Source organism: Anaerostipes sp. 992a, from assembly GCF_001940245.1.
Taxonomy (GTDB): Bacteria; Bacillota; Clostridia; order Lachnospirales; family Lachnospiraceae; genus Fimousia.
In genome coordinates this window covers 58,781-73,879 of sequence record NZ_MJIG01000004.1, presented here as the reverse complement: position 1 = coordinate 73,879, position 15,099 = coordinate 58,781, and the positions used below count along the sequence as shown (strand labels likewise).

16 protein-coding genes are annotated in these 15,099 nt (G+C 37.0%); 14 read left to right on the top strand and 2 right to left on the bottom strand.

Annotation, left to right across the window (positions count from 1 at the left end; translation table 11 throughout):
- The first annotated feature begins 11 nt into the window (after positions 1-11).
- The 3 genes from BHF69_RS04670 to BHF69_RS04660 are packed head-to-tail and all read left to right on the top strand — an operon-like array spanning position 12 to position 2,769.
- Positions 12-1,196, top strand: a complete 1,185-nt coding sequence (locus BHF69_RS04670; protein WP_075669918.1) for a glycosyltransferase — start codon at positions 12-14, stop codon at positions 1,194-1,196.
- The gene (locus BHF69_RS04665; protein WP_083651057.1) at positions 1,165-1,764 is read left to right on the top strand and encodes a TVP38/TMEM64 family protein; all 600 of its coding nucleotides are present in this window, start codon (positions 1,165-1,167) and stop codon (positions 1,762-1,764) included. Before BHF69_RS04670 ends, BHF69_RS04665 begins: the two co-directional genes overlap by 32 nt.
- Positions 1,765-1,779: 15 nt before the next feature.
- Positions 1,780-2,769 carry a glycosyltransferase family 4 protein gene (locus tag BHF69_RS04660; protein ID WP_075669917.1) on the top strand — a complete coding sequence of 330 codons (990 nt, stop codon included), beginning with the start codon at positions 1,780-1,782 and terminating at the stop codon, positions 2,767-2,769.
- 48 nt (positions 2,770-2,817) lie between these two features.
- Here BHF69_RS04660 and BHF69_RS04655 read toward each other — a convergent pair whose 3' ends face one another.
- Positions 2,818-3,324 (bottom strand): 3D domain-containing protein, encoded by a 507-nt coding sequence (locus BHF69_RS04655; RefSeq protein WP_075669916.1) that lies wholly within the window; start codon positions 3,322-3,324, stop codon positions 2,818-2,820.
- A 253-nt stretch (positions 3,325-3,577) separates the two neighbouring features.
- Between BHF69_RS04655 and rbr the strand changes: the two genes are divergently transcribed.
- From rbr to BHF69_RS04605, 10 genes are all read left to right on the top strand, one after another.
- On the top strand, positions 3,578-4,111 hold the full coding sequence (gene rbr / locus BHF69_RS04650; protein WP_075669915.1) for a rubrerythrin: 534 nt from the start codon (positions 3,578-3,580) through the stop codon (positions 4,109-4,111).
- 61 nt (positions 4,112-4,172) lie between these two features.
- On the top strand, positions 4,173-5,576 hold the full coding sequence (locus BHF69_RS04645; RefSeq protein WP_075669914.1) for a glutamate synthase-related protein: 1,404 nt from the start codon (positions 4,173-4,175) through the stop codon (positions 5,574-5,576).
- Positions 5,577-5,601: 25 nt separating this feature from the next.
- Complete coding sequence (gene fliB / locus BHF69_RS04640; RefSeq protein ID WP_075669913.1) at positions 5,602-6,750, top strand: flagellin lysine-N-methylase; 1,149 nt, start codon at positions 5,602-5,604, stop codon at positions 6,748-6,750.
- 186 nt (positions 6,751-6,936) lie between these two features.
- Complete coding sequence (locus BHF69_RS04635; protein ID WP_083651054.1) at positions 6,937-7,848, top strand: substrate-binding domain-containing protein; 912 nt, start codon at positions 6,937-6,939, stop codon at positions 7,846-7,848.
- On the top strand, positions 7,849-9,552 hold the full coding sequence (locus tag BHF69_RS04630) for a Na/Pi cotransporter family protein (protein WP_075669912.1): 1,704 nt from the start codon (positions 7,849-7,851) through the stop codon (positions 9,550-9,552).
- A gap of 16 nt (positions 9,553-9,568) precedes the next feature.
- Positions 9,569-10,228 (top strand): GTP pyrophosphokinase, encoded by a 660-nt coding sequence (locus tag BHF69_RS04625; protein ID WP_075669911.1) that lies wholly within the window; start codon positions 9,569-9,571, stop codon positions 10,226-10,228.
- A 14-nt stretch (positions 10,229-10,242) separates the two neighbouring features.
- On the top strand, positions 10,243-10,494 hold the full coding sequence (locus BHF69_RS04620) for a hypothetical protein (RefSeq protein ID WP_075669910.1): 252 nt from the start codon (positions 10,243-10,245) through the stop codon (positions 10,492-10,494).
- Between the two features lie 98 nt (positions 10,495-10,592).
- A complete protein-coding gene (locus BHF69_RS04615; protein ID WP_075669909.1) occupies positions 10,593-11,930 on the top strand; it encodes a hypothetical protein in 1,338 nt (445 codons plus the stop codon).
- A 153-nt stretch (positions 11,931-12,083) separates the two neighbouring features.
- Positions 12,084-13,007 (top strand): AEC family transporter, encoded by a 924-nt coding sequence (locus BHF69_RS04610; RefSeq protein ID WP_075669908.1) that lies wholly within the window; start codon positions 12,084-12,086, stop codon positions 13,005-13,007.
- Between the two features lie 23 nt (positions 13,008-13,030).
- On the top strand, positions 13,031-13,531 hold the full coding sequence (locus BHF69_RS04605) for an NAD(+) diphosphatase (RefSeq protein WP_075669907.1): 501 nt from the start codon (positions 13,031-13,033) through the stop codon (positions 13,529-13,531).
- Between the two features lie 36 nt (positions 13,532-13,567).
- Here BHF69_RS04605 and BHF69_RS04600 read toward each other — a convergent pair whose 3' ends face one another.
- A complete protein-coding gene (locus BHF69_RS04600; protein WP_075669906.1) occupies positions 13,568-14,485 on the bottom strand; it encodes a 4Fe-4S binding protein in 918 nt (305 codons plus the stop codon).
- A 124-nt stretch (positions 14,486-14,609) separates the two neighbouring features.
- Between BHF69_RS04600 and BHF69_RS04595 the strand changes: the two genes are divergently transcribed.
- Complete coding sequence (locus tag BHF69_RS04595) at positions 14,610-15,017, top strand: hypothetical protein (RefSeq protein ID WP_075669905.1); 408 nt, start codon at positions 14,610-14,612, stop codon at positions 15,015-15,017.
- Positions 15,018-15,099: the final 82 nt, after the last annotated feature.

Here is a 15,099-nt window from a genome sequence, read left to right as displayed (position 1 = left end):
GGAGGTAGCATATGAAGATAGGAATTTTTACAGATACGTATTATCCAGAAATAAATGGAGTTGCAAATTCTACATATGAATTAAAAAAGGGACTGGAGTCCATGGGACATCAGGTTTATATATTTACGGTCAGTAATCCATCGGTAACAAAAGATGAAAAGAACATATTTCGAATTCCAAGCGTTCCTTTTGTTTTTTTGAAAGAGCGCCGGATTGGATGTACGCTGGCTGCAATATGGAAAAAGAAGATAAAACGGCTTCATTTAGATGTTATTCATACACAAACTGAGTTTTCCATTGGACATCTTGGCCGAAAGACAGCATTATATCTTGGTATTCCACATATTCATACCTATCATACTATCTATGAAGAATACATTCATTATATTAAAATGGCAGGTAATGACCGGGTAAAAGAAATGGCTAGAGCTTTTTCCAGACATTGCTGCAATCAGGCAGATGCAGTCATTGTTCCAACGAAAAAAGTGAAAGCGCTTTTGAGAAATTATGGGGTCCATCAGGAGATTCACACCATAGCAACGGGAATTCCACTGAAAAAATTTCATCAATATCATAAGGAACATACGAAGCAGCTTTTACAGCTTTATGGTCTGTCAGAGACGCAACACATTCTTCTCTATGTGGGAAGATTATCTGAGGAAAAGAACATCGATCATCTGATTTATCATTTCCAGGAGATTGTACAGGAGGATGAGCTGGCACGTCTGGTCATTGTTGGAGACGGTCCGGAAAAAGAAAAGCTTATAGATGACGTAAAGACCTGGCAATTGGAGAAGCAAGTAATCTTCACAGGTGCAGTAGATTGGGAAGAGATTCCGGATTATTATGCGATGGGAGATGTATTTGTCTCTATGTCCAATTCAGAAACGCAGGGGCTGACTTACTTCGAAGCGTTAGCTTCAGGAAAACCAATTCTAGTACAAAAAGACGATTGCCTACAGGATTTATTACTTCAGAAAAAGAATGGATATGCCTTCCAGAATCATGAAGAATTTTTGAAAGGATATCGCTTTTTATTCGGAACAGAATTTTTGAGCAGTCCAGAGGAGATCAAGGCCAGCGTTTCTAAGTACGATGAGCATACTTTTGCTTTGCGTGTATGGGAGGTCTATGATGCCATGATCAGAAAGGGGTGTATTACAGATGAGAAAGGCAGTGTGGTTGGCACGGCATAGAAAGTTCTTTGAAATCAGCAGTTGGATAATATGTCTTATCCTCTTTTTGGTTGGCTTAAGGACGGGTATTTTTACAGATGCTTCTAAAATGGAACGATTATTAACTGCCTGTGGCATATGGGCTCCGTTTGTATTTGTTGTGATTCAGGCAATACAGGTGGTTGTTCCCATTTTACCCGGAGCAGTTGGATGTGTCTTTGGTGTTGTATTTTTTGGTCCATTATTTGGATTTATCTATAATTATATTGGTATATGCATTGGATCAATAATGGCATTTTTACTCGCCAGACATTATGGAATCATCTTTGTAAAAGGGATTACTGGGACAAGATTTTATGATAAATATGAAAAATTTTTGGAAAAGGAAAACCAGTTTGAAAAGCTTTTTGCCTTTCTTATTTTCTTTCCTGTCGCACCAGATGATTTTCTCTGTTATCTTGCTGGTGTTAGTAAAATGTCTCTTAAAAATTTCACAGGAATCATTCTTTTAGGAAAGCCTGTTGCCATCTTTCTCTATAGTATGGGACTGACCAAAATCTTTCGTTTTGCCATGGGATTTGCCTTGTAAAGCAGGAGGTGCTATATGAAAGTATACTTATATTCACAGTTACAAAAAATGATTGAGAAAAGCGGGGTAGGGAGAGCTATTTATCATCAGAAAAAGGCTCTTTCATTACAAAATGTCCACTGCGTAACAAAAAAGAATCAGGCAGACGTGATTCATATTAATACAGTTTTTCCCGGCTCTGTAATTTTGGCTTTCTGGGGACGACGCCATGGGAAAAAGATTATTTTTCATGCCCATTCGACGAAGGAGGATTTTCGAAATTCCTATATTGGATCCAATTTATTCTCAGGGCTGTTTGGCAGATGGATTACTTTTTGTTATCCACTTGGAGATGCCATCATAACGCCGACTCCATATGCAAAAAAGCTTTTGCAGTCCTATGGAATTAAAAAGCCAATTTATCCGCTTTCCAATGGCATTGATCTGAATTATTATAAGTCAGCTGAAGGAGACCGAGCTAGTTTTCGGAAAAAATACGGATATCAACCCCAGGATAAGGTAATTATGTCTGCTGGGTTATGGATTCAGCGAAAAGGTATTTTAGACTTTATCAAATTGGCAGAAGAACTGCCTCAATACCGATTCATCTGGTTTGGAGAGTCTGATTTAAGGACCGTCCCTCCTGATATCAGAAAAGGTATACAACAAAAGCCTTCCAATCTGATATTTGCTGGTTATGTTGATCGGGAAAGCTTAAGGCAGGCCTATGCCGGCAGTGATCTTTTCTTCTTTCCATCTTATGAAGAAACAGAAGGAATCGTAGTCTTGGAAGCACTGGCCATGAAAATTCCCGTTCTTGTCCGAGATATTCCGGTATATGAAGATTGGCTATTTGATGGTGTAAATGTCTATAAAGGAAATCATAATGAGGACTTTAAGAAAAAGATCATAAAAATTTTGGATGGGACACTTTCTGACACTACAAAGGCCGGATATCAGACTGCTTCTGAAAGAAGCATAGAACAAATAGGAAAAAAACTGGTAGAAATATATCGGAATACGTAAAAAGACTGCATTTCTTTATCAGAAATGCAGTCTTACGTCTGTTTTTAATTAGTAAGATAAATTAAATTTTGGAATATCTACATCCGTATCAATGGAAGTAGTAGTAATGGAATCTTCTTCTACTATTTTTGAAGAGGAATCAGAATTATAAGATGCCTTTGTAGTAACTTTATAAACCTTTACATTTTTCTTCTTTCCAAACTGCAATGCTTTTTTATGAGAAGTGAAATATACATCAATCCTGTTCCCTTTGATAGCACCACCTACATCTTCAGCAGTATAAGTATGACCATTGATATGAATTTTCGTTCCAAGCTTGATCTTTCTTGTATCAACGGCAATGGTTCTTCCCTGCTTCGCTTTCTTTCCACTTGCAGTATTGCTACCGTGTCCACCAGAACAGCTTCTACATGGACAATAAGCAGTTAATGTGTATTTTCCTAAATAAACTTTTGTTGTTTTTGCTTCTGTTTTCTGAGTATGAATAAGAGTTCCACCGAAAAGTACCGACAATGTTAATAATACCAATAATAAATTCTTTCTTAATGATTTCATATTTAAATTCTCCTTAATATTCAACTTCAATTCTTTTTTGCTTTTCTGTTACTGATTATAACAGATTATTTACATAATGCAATACTTTTGTAACAATTATAAAATTTAATACAATCTGATGTAATAAATATGTCTTTTTTAAATAGAAATAGAATGAATTCTTTTGTTTGACATAGACTGGAAAAAGAAATATAATATTTCTATAGATATTTCCCCTTTGGGATAAACGTGATACAAGAAAGGAGAATGCACAATGGAATTTAAGGGAAGTAAGACAGAAGCCAATTTATGGACTGCATTTGCAGGAGAAAGTCAGGCACGAAATAAATATACCTATTTTGCAAGTGTGGCAAAAAAAGAGGGATATGAACAAATTTGTGCTTTGTTTCAGAAAACAGCTGATAATGAAAAAGAGCATGCGAAGATGTGGTTCAAGGAATTGGGAGAGCTGGGAGATACAGCATCTAACTTAAAGGCTGCTGCCGAAGGTGAGAATTACGAATGGACAGATATGTATGCTACATTCGCAAAAGAAGCAGAAGAAGAAGGATTTACAGAACTTGCTGAGAAATTCCGAATGGTAGCTGCTATTGAAAAAGCACATGAAGAGCGTTATCTTGCATTATTAGATAATGTGGAGATGCAAAAAGTATTTGAAAAGAGCGAAGAGGTTATGTGGGAATGCCGAAACTGCGGACATCTGGTAATCGGTAAAAAAGCACCAGAGGTATGTCCGGTATGTGCGCATCCACAGAGCTTTTTTGAAGTAAGAAAAGAAAACTACTAGATTACATATAGACCGGGAGATAACAGAGATTTCCCGGTCTATAAAAATAGGAGAAATGGGTATGGCAATATTTAGATGTACCGTATGCGGATACATATTTGATGAAGAAAAAGAAGGAAAATTATTCGAACAGCTGACGGAATGTCCATTATGCAAGCAACCGACAGATAAATTTATAAGGGTGGAAGAAGTACAGACAGTTGAACCAGATCAGACAGAACCTAATGAGGATTCCAATGAAGATTTAAGCTATGACAGCACATTAGTCAGAAATGATCCAAGTTGCCGCTATATGAAGGAAATACACCAAATGGCTGTAACAGGAAAGAGCATTCATGCAGCTATGGGAACACAGATGCCAATGCCGGGATGGGATGATATTTTAATTTTAGGTGCTCAGTTAAATCCATTGCCATTAAATGATGAGGATCCAGTGGTTACGACTACCGTGATTGGAAAGAATGCAAAGCGTCCAATGATTTTAAATCATCCAGTTTATGTTTCACATATGTCATTTGGCGCACTTTCCAAAGAAGCCAAGGTATCTCTAGCAAAGGGAAGTGCCATGGCTGGTGCTGCCATGTGCAGTGGAGAGGGTGGAATTCTCCCAGAAGAGATGGACGCTGCTCATAAATATATCTTTGAATATGTTCCGAATAAATACAGCGTAACAGATGAAAATTTAAAGAAGGCAGATGCCATTGAAATTAAAATCGGTCAGGGAACAAAACCAGGAATGGGTGGACACCTGCCTGGAAATAAAGTAACACCCGATATTGCTGCGGCAAGAAATAAGCCAGTAGGACAGGATATTAAGAGCCCTTCTAAGTTTCAGGATATTACGACCAAAGAGGATCTGAAGGAACTGGTAGATACCTTGCGAAACCGCTCTGATGGACGTCCGATCGGGATTAAGATCGCGGCCGGAAAGATTGAGCGGGATATGGAATTTTGTGTATTTGCAGAACCGGATTTTATCACCATCGATGGAAGAGGGGGAGCAACTGGATCCAGCCCATATTTCTTGCGCGAAGCTACCAGTGTACCGACCATCTATGCCTTATATCGGGCTCGTAAGTATTTGGATGCTGTACACTCTGATATTTCACTGGTCATTACAGGAGGTCTTCGAGTTTCTTCTGATTTTGCAAAAGCCATAGCAATGGGAGCCGATGCCATTGCAGTTGCTTCAGCACCATTGATTGCAGCTGCATGTCAACAATATCGGATCTGTGGAAGTGGAAACTGTCCAGTTGGCATTGCGACACAGGATGAAGCGCTGAGAGCAAGATTGAAGCAGGAAGCAGCAGCAAAACGGGTAGGCAATTATTTTATGGTCATATTGGAAGAATTAAAAACATTTGCACGGATTACCGGACATAGAAATCTGCATGATTTAAGTGTACAGGATCTATGCACGATCAATCGTGAAATATCCGATTACACGAATATTCCTCATGCATAGAAGACGATAAAAGGAGCATTTATTTATGGAATATCTGTACCCAGATTATTACGGAGATTTTCACTGTATTGCCTCTGCTTGCGAGGATACGTGCTGTGCAGGCTGGCAGATTGCAGTAGATGAAAAATCTCTGGAAAAATATAAAAAAGTAAAAGGGTCTTTTGGCAATCGATTAAAAAACTGTATCAACTGGAAAGAGCAGACATTTGAACAAAGCCATCGTCGATGTGCCTTTTTAAATGAAGAAAATCTATGTGATTTATATTCGGAACTGGGCGCAGGTGCTCTATGTAAGACTTGCAGACGTTATCCAAGACATATTGAGGAATTTGAAAATTTAAGAGAGATCATGCTTTCACTTTCCTGTCCTGAGGCCTGTCGATTGATTTTAAGACAAAAGGATCACACTCGGTTTATTCGAAAGGAAAAGGAAACGGCTTATGAGGAGTATGAAACCTTTGATTTTTTGCTGTTTACCAAATTAGAAGATGCCAGAGAATTTCTGCTGTATTTGTTCCAGAATGAAGAGATTGATTTGGCTACAAAGATGGCTGTCGCTCTTGTTTTCAGTCATGATTTTCAAAGACGATTGCAACAGGACCAGATTTATGAGGTAGATGATCTGATCTTAAAATATAAAGGTACTTCGATGATCGATGATCTGGGGAAAAAGTTCCAGAATTTTAGAGGGAACTATTTTGAGAAAATGAGATGGCTTCGTCTTGTCATAGAGGAATATAAATCTCTGGAACCATTAAATAAGCAATGGTTTTCTCTTTTAGATACCAGCCTTCAGACATTAGAACGGTTAGGAGAAAAGGATTATTTCCATAAGAGAAAACAGTTTTCCCAGTCATATGATACTTTAGAACGAGAATTGGAGCAAGTCATGGTTACGTTGTTGTATACTTACTTTTGTGGAGCAGTATACGATGATGATGTATTGACAAAGACAAAATTCGTGATTATGAGTGTACTTCTAATCCGTGAATTGGATTTTGCCAGATGGCTCCAGAACAAAGAGTGTTTTACCTTTGCTGACCAGATAGAGATCGTTCATCGATATTCAAAGGAAATTGAACATTCAGATTTCAATCTTATCCAGTTAGCAAGAGGATTAAAGACACTTCCAAAATTTCATTATTCAAACATTCTAATGGGAATTTTTAGCTAATATAATTTAAAAGACATTCTACAAGAAATTGTAGGATGTCTTTTTTTGTTAAGAATGTAAAGACATTGTTATCAAAATCAAGGGAAATTTTACATTCCTTAACCTTCGTTTGATAGAGAATCTAAGGCCAAGTTGGTATATTTGATTAATAATAGAATCTTATGGGAGAAAAAGGAAGGGATACGAATGAAAAAAAGAATTATGAAAACCATCGCTTTGGTCTGTGCTTTCTGCTTGCTGACTGGCTGTAGTATGAATCACGTAAAAGAACAGAACGATACATCTGCAAGCCGTACAGCATCTGCAAGTAAAGACAATAAGATTACGGTTGTTTCCCGAGAAGAGGGGTCTGGAACAAGAGATGCTTTTGTTCAGATTACGGGTGTTTTGCAAACAGATGATGAAGGCAGAAAAATTGATCAGACAACTGATCAGGCGGTAATTGCATCAAATGCAGAGGATATGATAAAACAGGTTGCTTCTAATGAGACAGCCATTGGATATGTTTCATTAGGCGAATATCTAAACCGAAAAGACGAGAATATCAGGGCAATTGATGTAAATGGCGTAGCAGCCACAAAGAAAAATGTGGAAAAAGAAAGCTATGTCTTATCCAGACCATTTAATCTGGCCTATAGTGGAAAATTAAATGATCTGGAAGAAGAGTTTCTTCGATATGTAATGAGTAAAGGGCAGGGAACCATTTCTCAATCTTATGTTTCAGTAAAAAAAGAAGAATCCTTTTTGTCTTTAAAACCAGAAGGCAGCATTATAGTGAATGGTTCTACCTCCATGGCTCCAGTCATGAAGGAACTGGCAAAAGATTATATGAAAGAAAATCCCAACGCAACGATTCAGATTCAAGTAACGGATTCCACCAGTGGACTTACTGCAGCAATGCAGAATTCCTGCGATTTTGCGATGGCATCCAGGGATTTAAAAGATTATGAACAGGAGCTTCTGACATATAAGACCATAGCAAAGGATGGAATTGCAGTGGTGGTCAATAAAAAGAATACAATAAAAGATATTTCTCTGAAGCAATTAAAGCAAGTTTTTACAGGAGAAATTCATTCACTAAACGAGGAGGAGCAATAAATGAATGAAACATTAACGACAATCTTTGGATTATTAGGCGGATTAGCGCTATTTTTATATGGTATGAATATGATGAGTGATGGTCTTCAGAAGGCTGCAGGCGAAAAGATGAAGGCCGTATTGGGATTTTTGACTAAAAATCCGATTTTAGGGGTATTAGCAGGAGCCTTTACTACCGCAGTGCTACAGAGTAGTAGTGCCACAACGGTTATGGTAATTGGCTTTGTCAGCGCCAATCTGATGACATTGCCACAGGCAATTTCCGTAATTCTGGGAGCCAATATTGGTACTACAATGACTGCACAGCTCATTGCTTTTAAGATCAGTGATTACATATGGCCGATTCTTTTTATCGGATTTTTCATTTCATTCATATGTAAAAATGAAACAGTAAAGAATATTGGAATTACCATTTTTGCCTTTGGACTGCTGTTTGTTGGAATTGAAACCATGGGTGACGTTATGAAACCTTTAGCGGCCAGCCCTATATTTACCGAATTAATGGGCAAAGTATCTGACATACCGATTCTTGGAGTTTTCTTAGGTGCCGCAATGACATTACTTGTCCAATCCAGTAGTGCAACCATCGCTGTATTACAAAATTTTGCTTCTCAGGTGGGACCGGATGGGATTCATAGTGTGCTGGGATTAGAAGGTGCCATTCCCATTTTGTTTGGAGATAATATCGGTACTACGATCACTGCTTTACTGGCATGTATTGGGCAATCTAAAAACGCTAAGCGAACAGCCGTAGCCCATAGTGTATTTAATATTATGGGAACACTCGTTTTTATTTGGTTTATTCCCGTTTTTGCAGATGTAGTCAGATTTATTTCTCCAAAAGGTGCAGAAATTGATGTTATTGCAAGACAGATTGCTAATGCACACACCTGCTTTAATATTGTAAATACTTTGATCTGGATTCCGTTGATCTGGCTCATGGTTAAAATCGTCTGCTTTCTCATTCCTGATAGAGAAGAAAATACTGTAGACGAAATGCATCCTCAGTTTTTAGATCCTAAAGTGATTCATCAGCCTGTCTTCGCACTGAAATTAGTTTCAAAAGAAACAGAGCATTTTAGCCAACTGATTGAACGAATGCTTCAGGAAGTCAAAGAAGCATTGATGCAAAATGATAAAAAAATAGCAGAAAAAGCAGCACAGACAGAGGAAGCTGTTGCATCATTAAAAGAAGAAATTATCCGATATATGGTGAGACTGTTTTCAGAAGGAACCCTGACGGAAGAACAGGCTTCCTACGCTACGGATATCATGTATGTGATTGAGGATATGAATCGTGTCAGCCAACGTTTGATGGAGGTATTAGAAATCACCAATATTGGTGAGAAAGAAATTCGTTTCTCAAAACCGGCAATTAAAGAAATCGAAATGAATATGGACAGTATCATCGCACTTTATCATACCTGCAGCAGTATGTTCCTATACGGAGAGAAAGTAGATTCCAGTGAAATCATTGCAAAAGGAAAAGAAATTCATAATATTAAAACAGCGGTACGTAAAAATCATAAACGCCGTATCAGTGATGGAAAATGTAAACCAGAACTGACTCTTGCATTTTCCAATGTTTTCCGAAGTTTGGAAAGAGTGAGTCAAAACTGTATTAGTATTGCAGAAACAGCAAACGGTACGTCACATCCGGTATCTTCTCACAAAGAGGAAAGCAAGGATTACGACGATAAGTAAGAAAAGGAACAAAATTATGGCAAAACAGGCATTTATCCAACAGGAGGATCTGGAAGCTTATCAAATCATGGAAGAAAAGTTCCGAAATATAAAGTATCGCATAAAATGTAAAATGGCAGTGGATCTGATGATTTCAAAAATAAATATGATTGGAACTCAGCTTTTAGAGAAAAGAAATCGAGTAGTCATCGAGAACATTACTTACCGTTTCAAATCTGTAGAGAGTACTTATAAAAAGCTAAAGAAAAAAGGATGTCCGATTGATTTTCGCACAGCCTTAGACCGCTGCAATGATCTGATCGGAATTCGAGTAACCTGTCATTTTCTTGATGATGTTTATGAGATTGCCAAAAAACTAAAATCGCACGGAGATCTGGAAATCATCAAGGAAAAGGATTATATCAAAAAACCAAAGGCTAACGGATATATGAGCCTTCATCTTATTTTAAAAGTACCTGTGTATTCTTCAGAAAAATGCGAGAAAAAGAAAGTAGAAGTACAGATTCGTACAGTAGCTATGGATTTCTTCAGTGTATTGGATTATCAGCTTCTGTATAAAAAGGATCGAAAAGAGGGGGTTGCGGAAATAGAAGAGGAACTTCGGCATTATTCAGATGTTATCGCAAAACTTGATAAAAATATGCTGCGGATTCGTAAAAAAATAGAAAGTTTATAGAAAGGATGAGCAAAATGCCAAAATGGGATTATTTAAATCGCAGAGAATCGAATATCGTAATTTCTTACCGGATTCAGATGCTGATCAATGTAATTGTTTGGTTTTTGATCGGAGCAGTTCTGGCTCAGGTGAGCGAATTTATCATTCATTTTTGGAAACCATCTATTTCCATCGACTGGATTGAATGTGGCTCGTTTTTTGCCATTGTTTTTGGGTATATTGGTTGGGTTTTAAAAAAAATATCTTCAAGTGACAAAAAACAGTAAAAATATACTGGAATTTTAGTTAATTTTACTATATAATAGACAAAGCAAATGCTGTATACGTTTGTTATCATAGAAAATTTAGCTAGGGGGATTACAACTTGGATTATTCAACAAATATGATTTACGATTTGCAAAAATATTCAAGTTCAGATGTAGTAGACAATATTTACCAGGAACCGCTGAAAGCAAAAAACTTAGATGTATACCTTACAACTATTAAGGCTATGAAGCCAAAAGCAATTTTGGTGGGAACTTCACCTGTTTTTCACGGTGGTAGAAAGACTGGAATTCCATTTACTGATGAATATTATGTCAGTAACGAAGATGTTTCATTGTTACAGCAAAAAGATGAACTGGGATACGCAATCATAAATGATGACGAAGAAAAGAACGAACCAGAAAAAGAAAGAGTATCTGGAATCTTATGGACCGGACTAGAAAATGAGATGGAGCATATTCTCTTATGGAATATATTCCCATTTTATGTCCATGAAAAGGGAAATTATCCTATGAGACGGAATATTACGGAGAAGGAAGGTGAGGAAGGCTTTCATTTTCTGGAATTGATCCTAAAGGAATTTCCATCTATACAGATAATTTTAACAACAGATGATATCGTAGCCTCTATCATTCGGAAACACAAAGAATTAGTAAAACAATATCAGATTTTTCATGTAGGACATCCGAATCGTATGGCGAAGGATAAGTTTATTGTACGTATTAAGAAAGCGGTCGATTTTAAACAGCATATATTGGCTGCAGAAGAATTAAAAGAAGAAGAACGGATTATGTATGAATATCGAAGACGATGGGCAGATACCGATACAAAAGGTAATTTTTACTGTCGTTCCTTGAATAAAATCTTGCCTTCTTCTATGAGTAAATATTGTAAGATATGTCCGTGTAATCTAGGTGAAGATTTATATTGCGGTTATTATGATTTTTATCGGAAGTACGAGGAAACAGATCTTCTTTCTGTAAAAAAACGATATGATATGTTGATTCAGGCAAATTTGATTCCTTTATTCCCGGATTATAAAATCCGCGTTCAAAAGGCAGCTCTTTTAATTGAACAGGCATTTCAGTTTGCAGCAGAAGTATATCGTGACCGGATCTGTCTGGACACCAATACACCTTACATCATTCATCTGATGGAAATCTATCACTCTCTTGTTCCATATATCACCCAGCTTAAGGTGGATAATCCAGAAGAAATACTGGTGGCAGTTATTTTTTATAACATGCTTCACAACACCAGAGTGCCTGCTGGAAAGATTGCGATGGAATTTGGAGACTATACCTTATCTTTATTGGATGAAAATCATGAAGAACATTTTAAAAATCTTTCTGAGATTACCAAACAGCTTCAGGAGATGAAGATTCCTCAACGAGAAATGGCATTATTCCGAAAAATTTTTCGAATTGATTATATTTAGAATTGACAAAGATTTCTATTTTGTTTTAGAATTAGCAGGGGTGCGTTTCGTGCCCCTTTTTTGTGGAATAGGAAATTTCTTTTCCTATTCCATAAAAATACTCCGTGAGGATCGTAATCAATCATAGAAAGAATTTATATGGAGGAATAACACATGAGTGCAGAAATTGTATTTAGTCAAATGCTGATCATCTTTGCCCTAATGCTAATAGGTATGTTTTTATCGAAAAAGCAAATTATCTCACGGACATCTTCCAAAGATCTATCCAGCATTGTTGTAAATATCTGTAGCCCTATGCAACTGATTATGAGTGTATTAAATCAAGACTCTCAAGTCGGAAAAGATTCACTGGTCAGATTCTTTTTTTATGGCATAGCTGTTTATGTTGTGCTGATTATCCTTGGATATATTGTTAATATGGTATTAAGGGTACCAAGAAAGCAACAGGGGGATTATCATTTGATGACCATATTTGGAAATTGTGGTTTTATCGGAATACCAGTGGCACAAGCCTTGATTGGTCCACAGTCCTTGATTTATGTAGCAATCTTTAATCTTTGCTACAATATGTTCTTTTATACATATGGATTCTGGATTATTACCAGTGATATAGAAGGTGTGACAATAAGAAGTCAGTTGAAAAAAATGCTGAACCCTGGAACAGTTGCTTGTATTATAACTATACTTATATTCTGGTTCGATATTCAAGTACCAGTTCAGATACAAAGCTTTTGCAGTTATGCGGGACAACCGGCAACTTTACTGGCTCTATTGGTAATTGGAATTTCATTGTCGGATATGAGTCCTAGAGACATGATCAATGATCGAAGATTTTTTGCTTTTACCATTCTTCGATTTGCTCTTTTCCCAATTGCATTTGTTTGTGTTTTAAAGCTTTTTATTTCAGATACCCTCATTCTTAAAACTATGGCACTGATGGTTGCAGTACCAGTTGGGAACATGCCGGCAATGGTACGTGATCAATTCGAACAGGATGACCGATTGACTGCAAAGGGAGCGGTCATCACAACCGCTCTTTCTGTAATTACCATTACGACTACGTGTATGTTTCTTTAAAAAAGTCAGAAGGAGTAAAATCAATGAAATATTGTATTGAATGTGGAAATAAATTACAGTTAAAATACTTAGAGAATGAAGGAATGATCCCATATTGTACCAAATGTGAAGAATATCGCTTCCCAATTTTTAATACCGCATGCAGCATGGTGGTACTGAATAAAGAGAAGAATAAGATTCTGCTAATCCAGCAATATGGAAAACCTTCTTACATTCTGGTAGCTGGTTATATTAATAAAGGAGAATCTGCAGAGCATACCGTCGCAAGAGAAGTTAAAGAAGAAGTAGGGTTAGATATCATCGAGATTGGCTTTAATAAAAGTAAATATTTTGCAAAAAGTAATACGTTGATGCTTAATTTCTACTGTGTCGCTGAAAATGAAGATTTAAGTCATATGACAAAAGAGGTAGATCGGGCAGACTGGTTTTCTTTCGAAGAAGCACGGAAAAATATTCGCCATGGGTCACTGGCAGAAGAATTTCTGTTGACATTTTTGCAAAAGGAAAAAGCGGGTGAATTGTAAAAAACTCCCGCTTTCTATTGCTCTTCTGATATAAGATTATTTTGCCAGGATTTCCTCTTTTCGATTTAATAGTTCCTCGCTAAATAAGTCATTCTCTAACTTTTCTTTTCCCAATCGTTCCACAACCATTCCTAATCGTTCTTTACCATTGGCATTTTCTTTAAACCAGAGCATGGTCTTCTCTAAGAGTGGAAATACTTCATCATAGCTTACCAATTTGGATAATTTCGTTCCCATACGAGTCTTCTTACCCCAAGTACCTCCCACGTAAATCTGATATAAGGTTTCACTTTCGTGTGCAACTGCCTGGAATGGGCATTTACCAGTACATACACCGCAAGTAAGGCATTTGGATTCATCAATATGCATCTTGCCATCTACCACTGTAATTGCCTTTGATGGACAATTGATTTCACACTGACATTTTTTACAGCCTTTACACAAATCTTCTTTATATTTAGGCACTTTATGACCTTCAATTCCAAAATCATTCAAGGCTGGCTTCATACAGCTGTTTGGACATCCACCGACAGCAATTTTAAATTTATGAGGCAGCTTTACATCACTCCAACCAATATAATAATCTTCATGTATCTTTTGCGCCATAGCCTGCGTATCGTAATTGCCATAAATACAAGTAGTGCCTTTACATGCAGTTACTGGTCTGATCTTAGCACCAGTACCTCCAAAATATAAATCATGAGCAGCTGCATATTCCTTGGCAGCCGGAATTTGATCATATGGAATTCCGACGATTTCTGCACATAATCTTGTGGTAAACGCTATGGTCCCATTCCCAAATTGATCTGCAATTTCGGATATGGTCTTTAAATCTTTAGAAGAAAAAGTGGTTCCCTTTGGAACAATACGGCCGGAAAAGTTTTCCGTGCCTCTGTTAATTAAAAATCCCTGGGCTTTTACTTCAGTAATCTGCTGTTTTGTGAATTTTGCCATAAAAACTTCTCCTTTATAATAAATCTGTCAATATTATACTTGAAAAAAAAGAAAAAGTAAATCCTGTTGCATTCGAATCAGCATGAAATCTATGGTAAAATAAAAGAAAAGGAGGCGGTTTGTAATGAAGAAAAAACATTTGTACTTTTCCATGCTTTGTATTCTGATTTTTCTGATCTTAAGTGGATGTGTCAGTATAGATAAGGAGCAGATTGCCCGACTGAATGGGGATTACCAAGCACAGGAGAATGGAATCGTAGGCAGCACAGAATATACAGGATATTGGCATTTGTATATCCATGAAGAAGAAATCAGCTTCTACGATAATGAAGCTGGTAATCCGGGAATGGCGGGAACCATCACCAACCTGACCAAAGATCAAATTACGATTCGAATAGATATGGATAATTTCGAAGAATGTCCAGGTGACTGGCAGATCGTCGATGGAACGATCATTCTCAATTATAATATAGAAGAAACAAAACTGATCCTGAAAAATAGTGGTTGTACCATCATCTTTGATAATCAATGAGTCTGTGCTTGACTTTATAGATGAATGTTATATATAATCTTAGAAAGAGTGCAGTTATAGACAAATGCGCAAAACTGTAAAG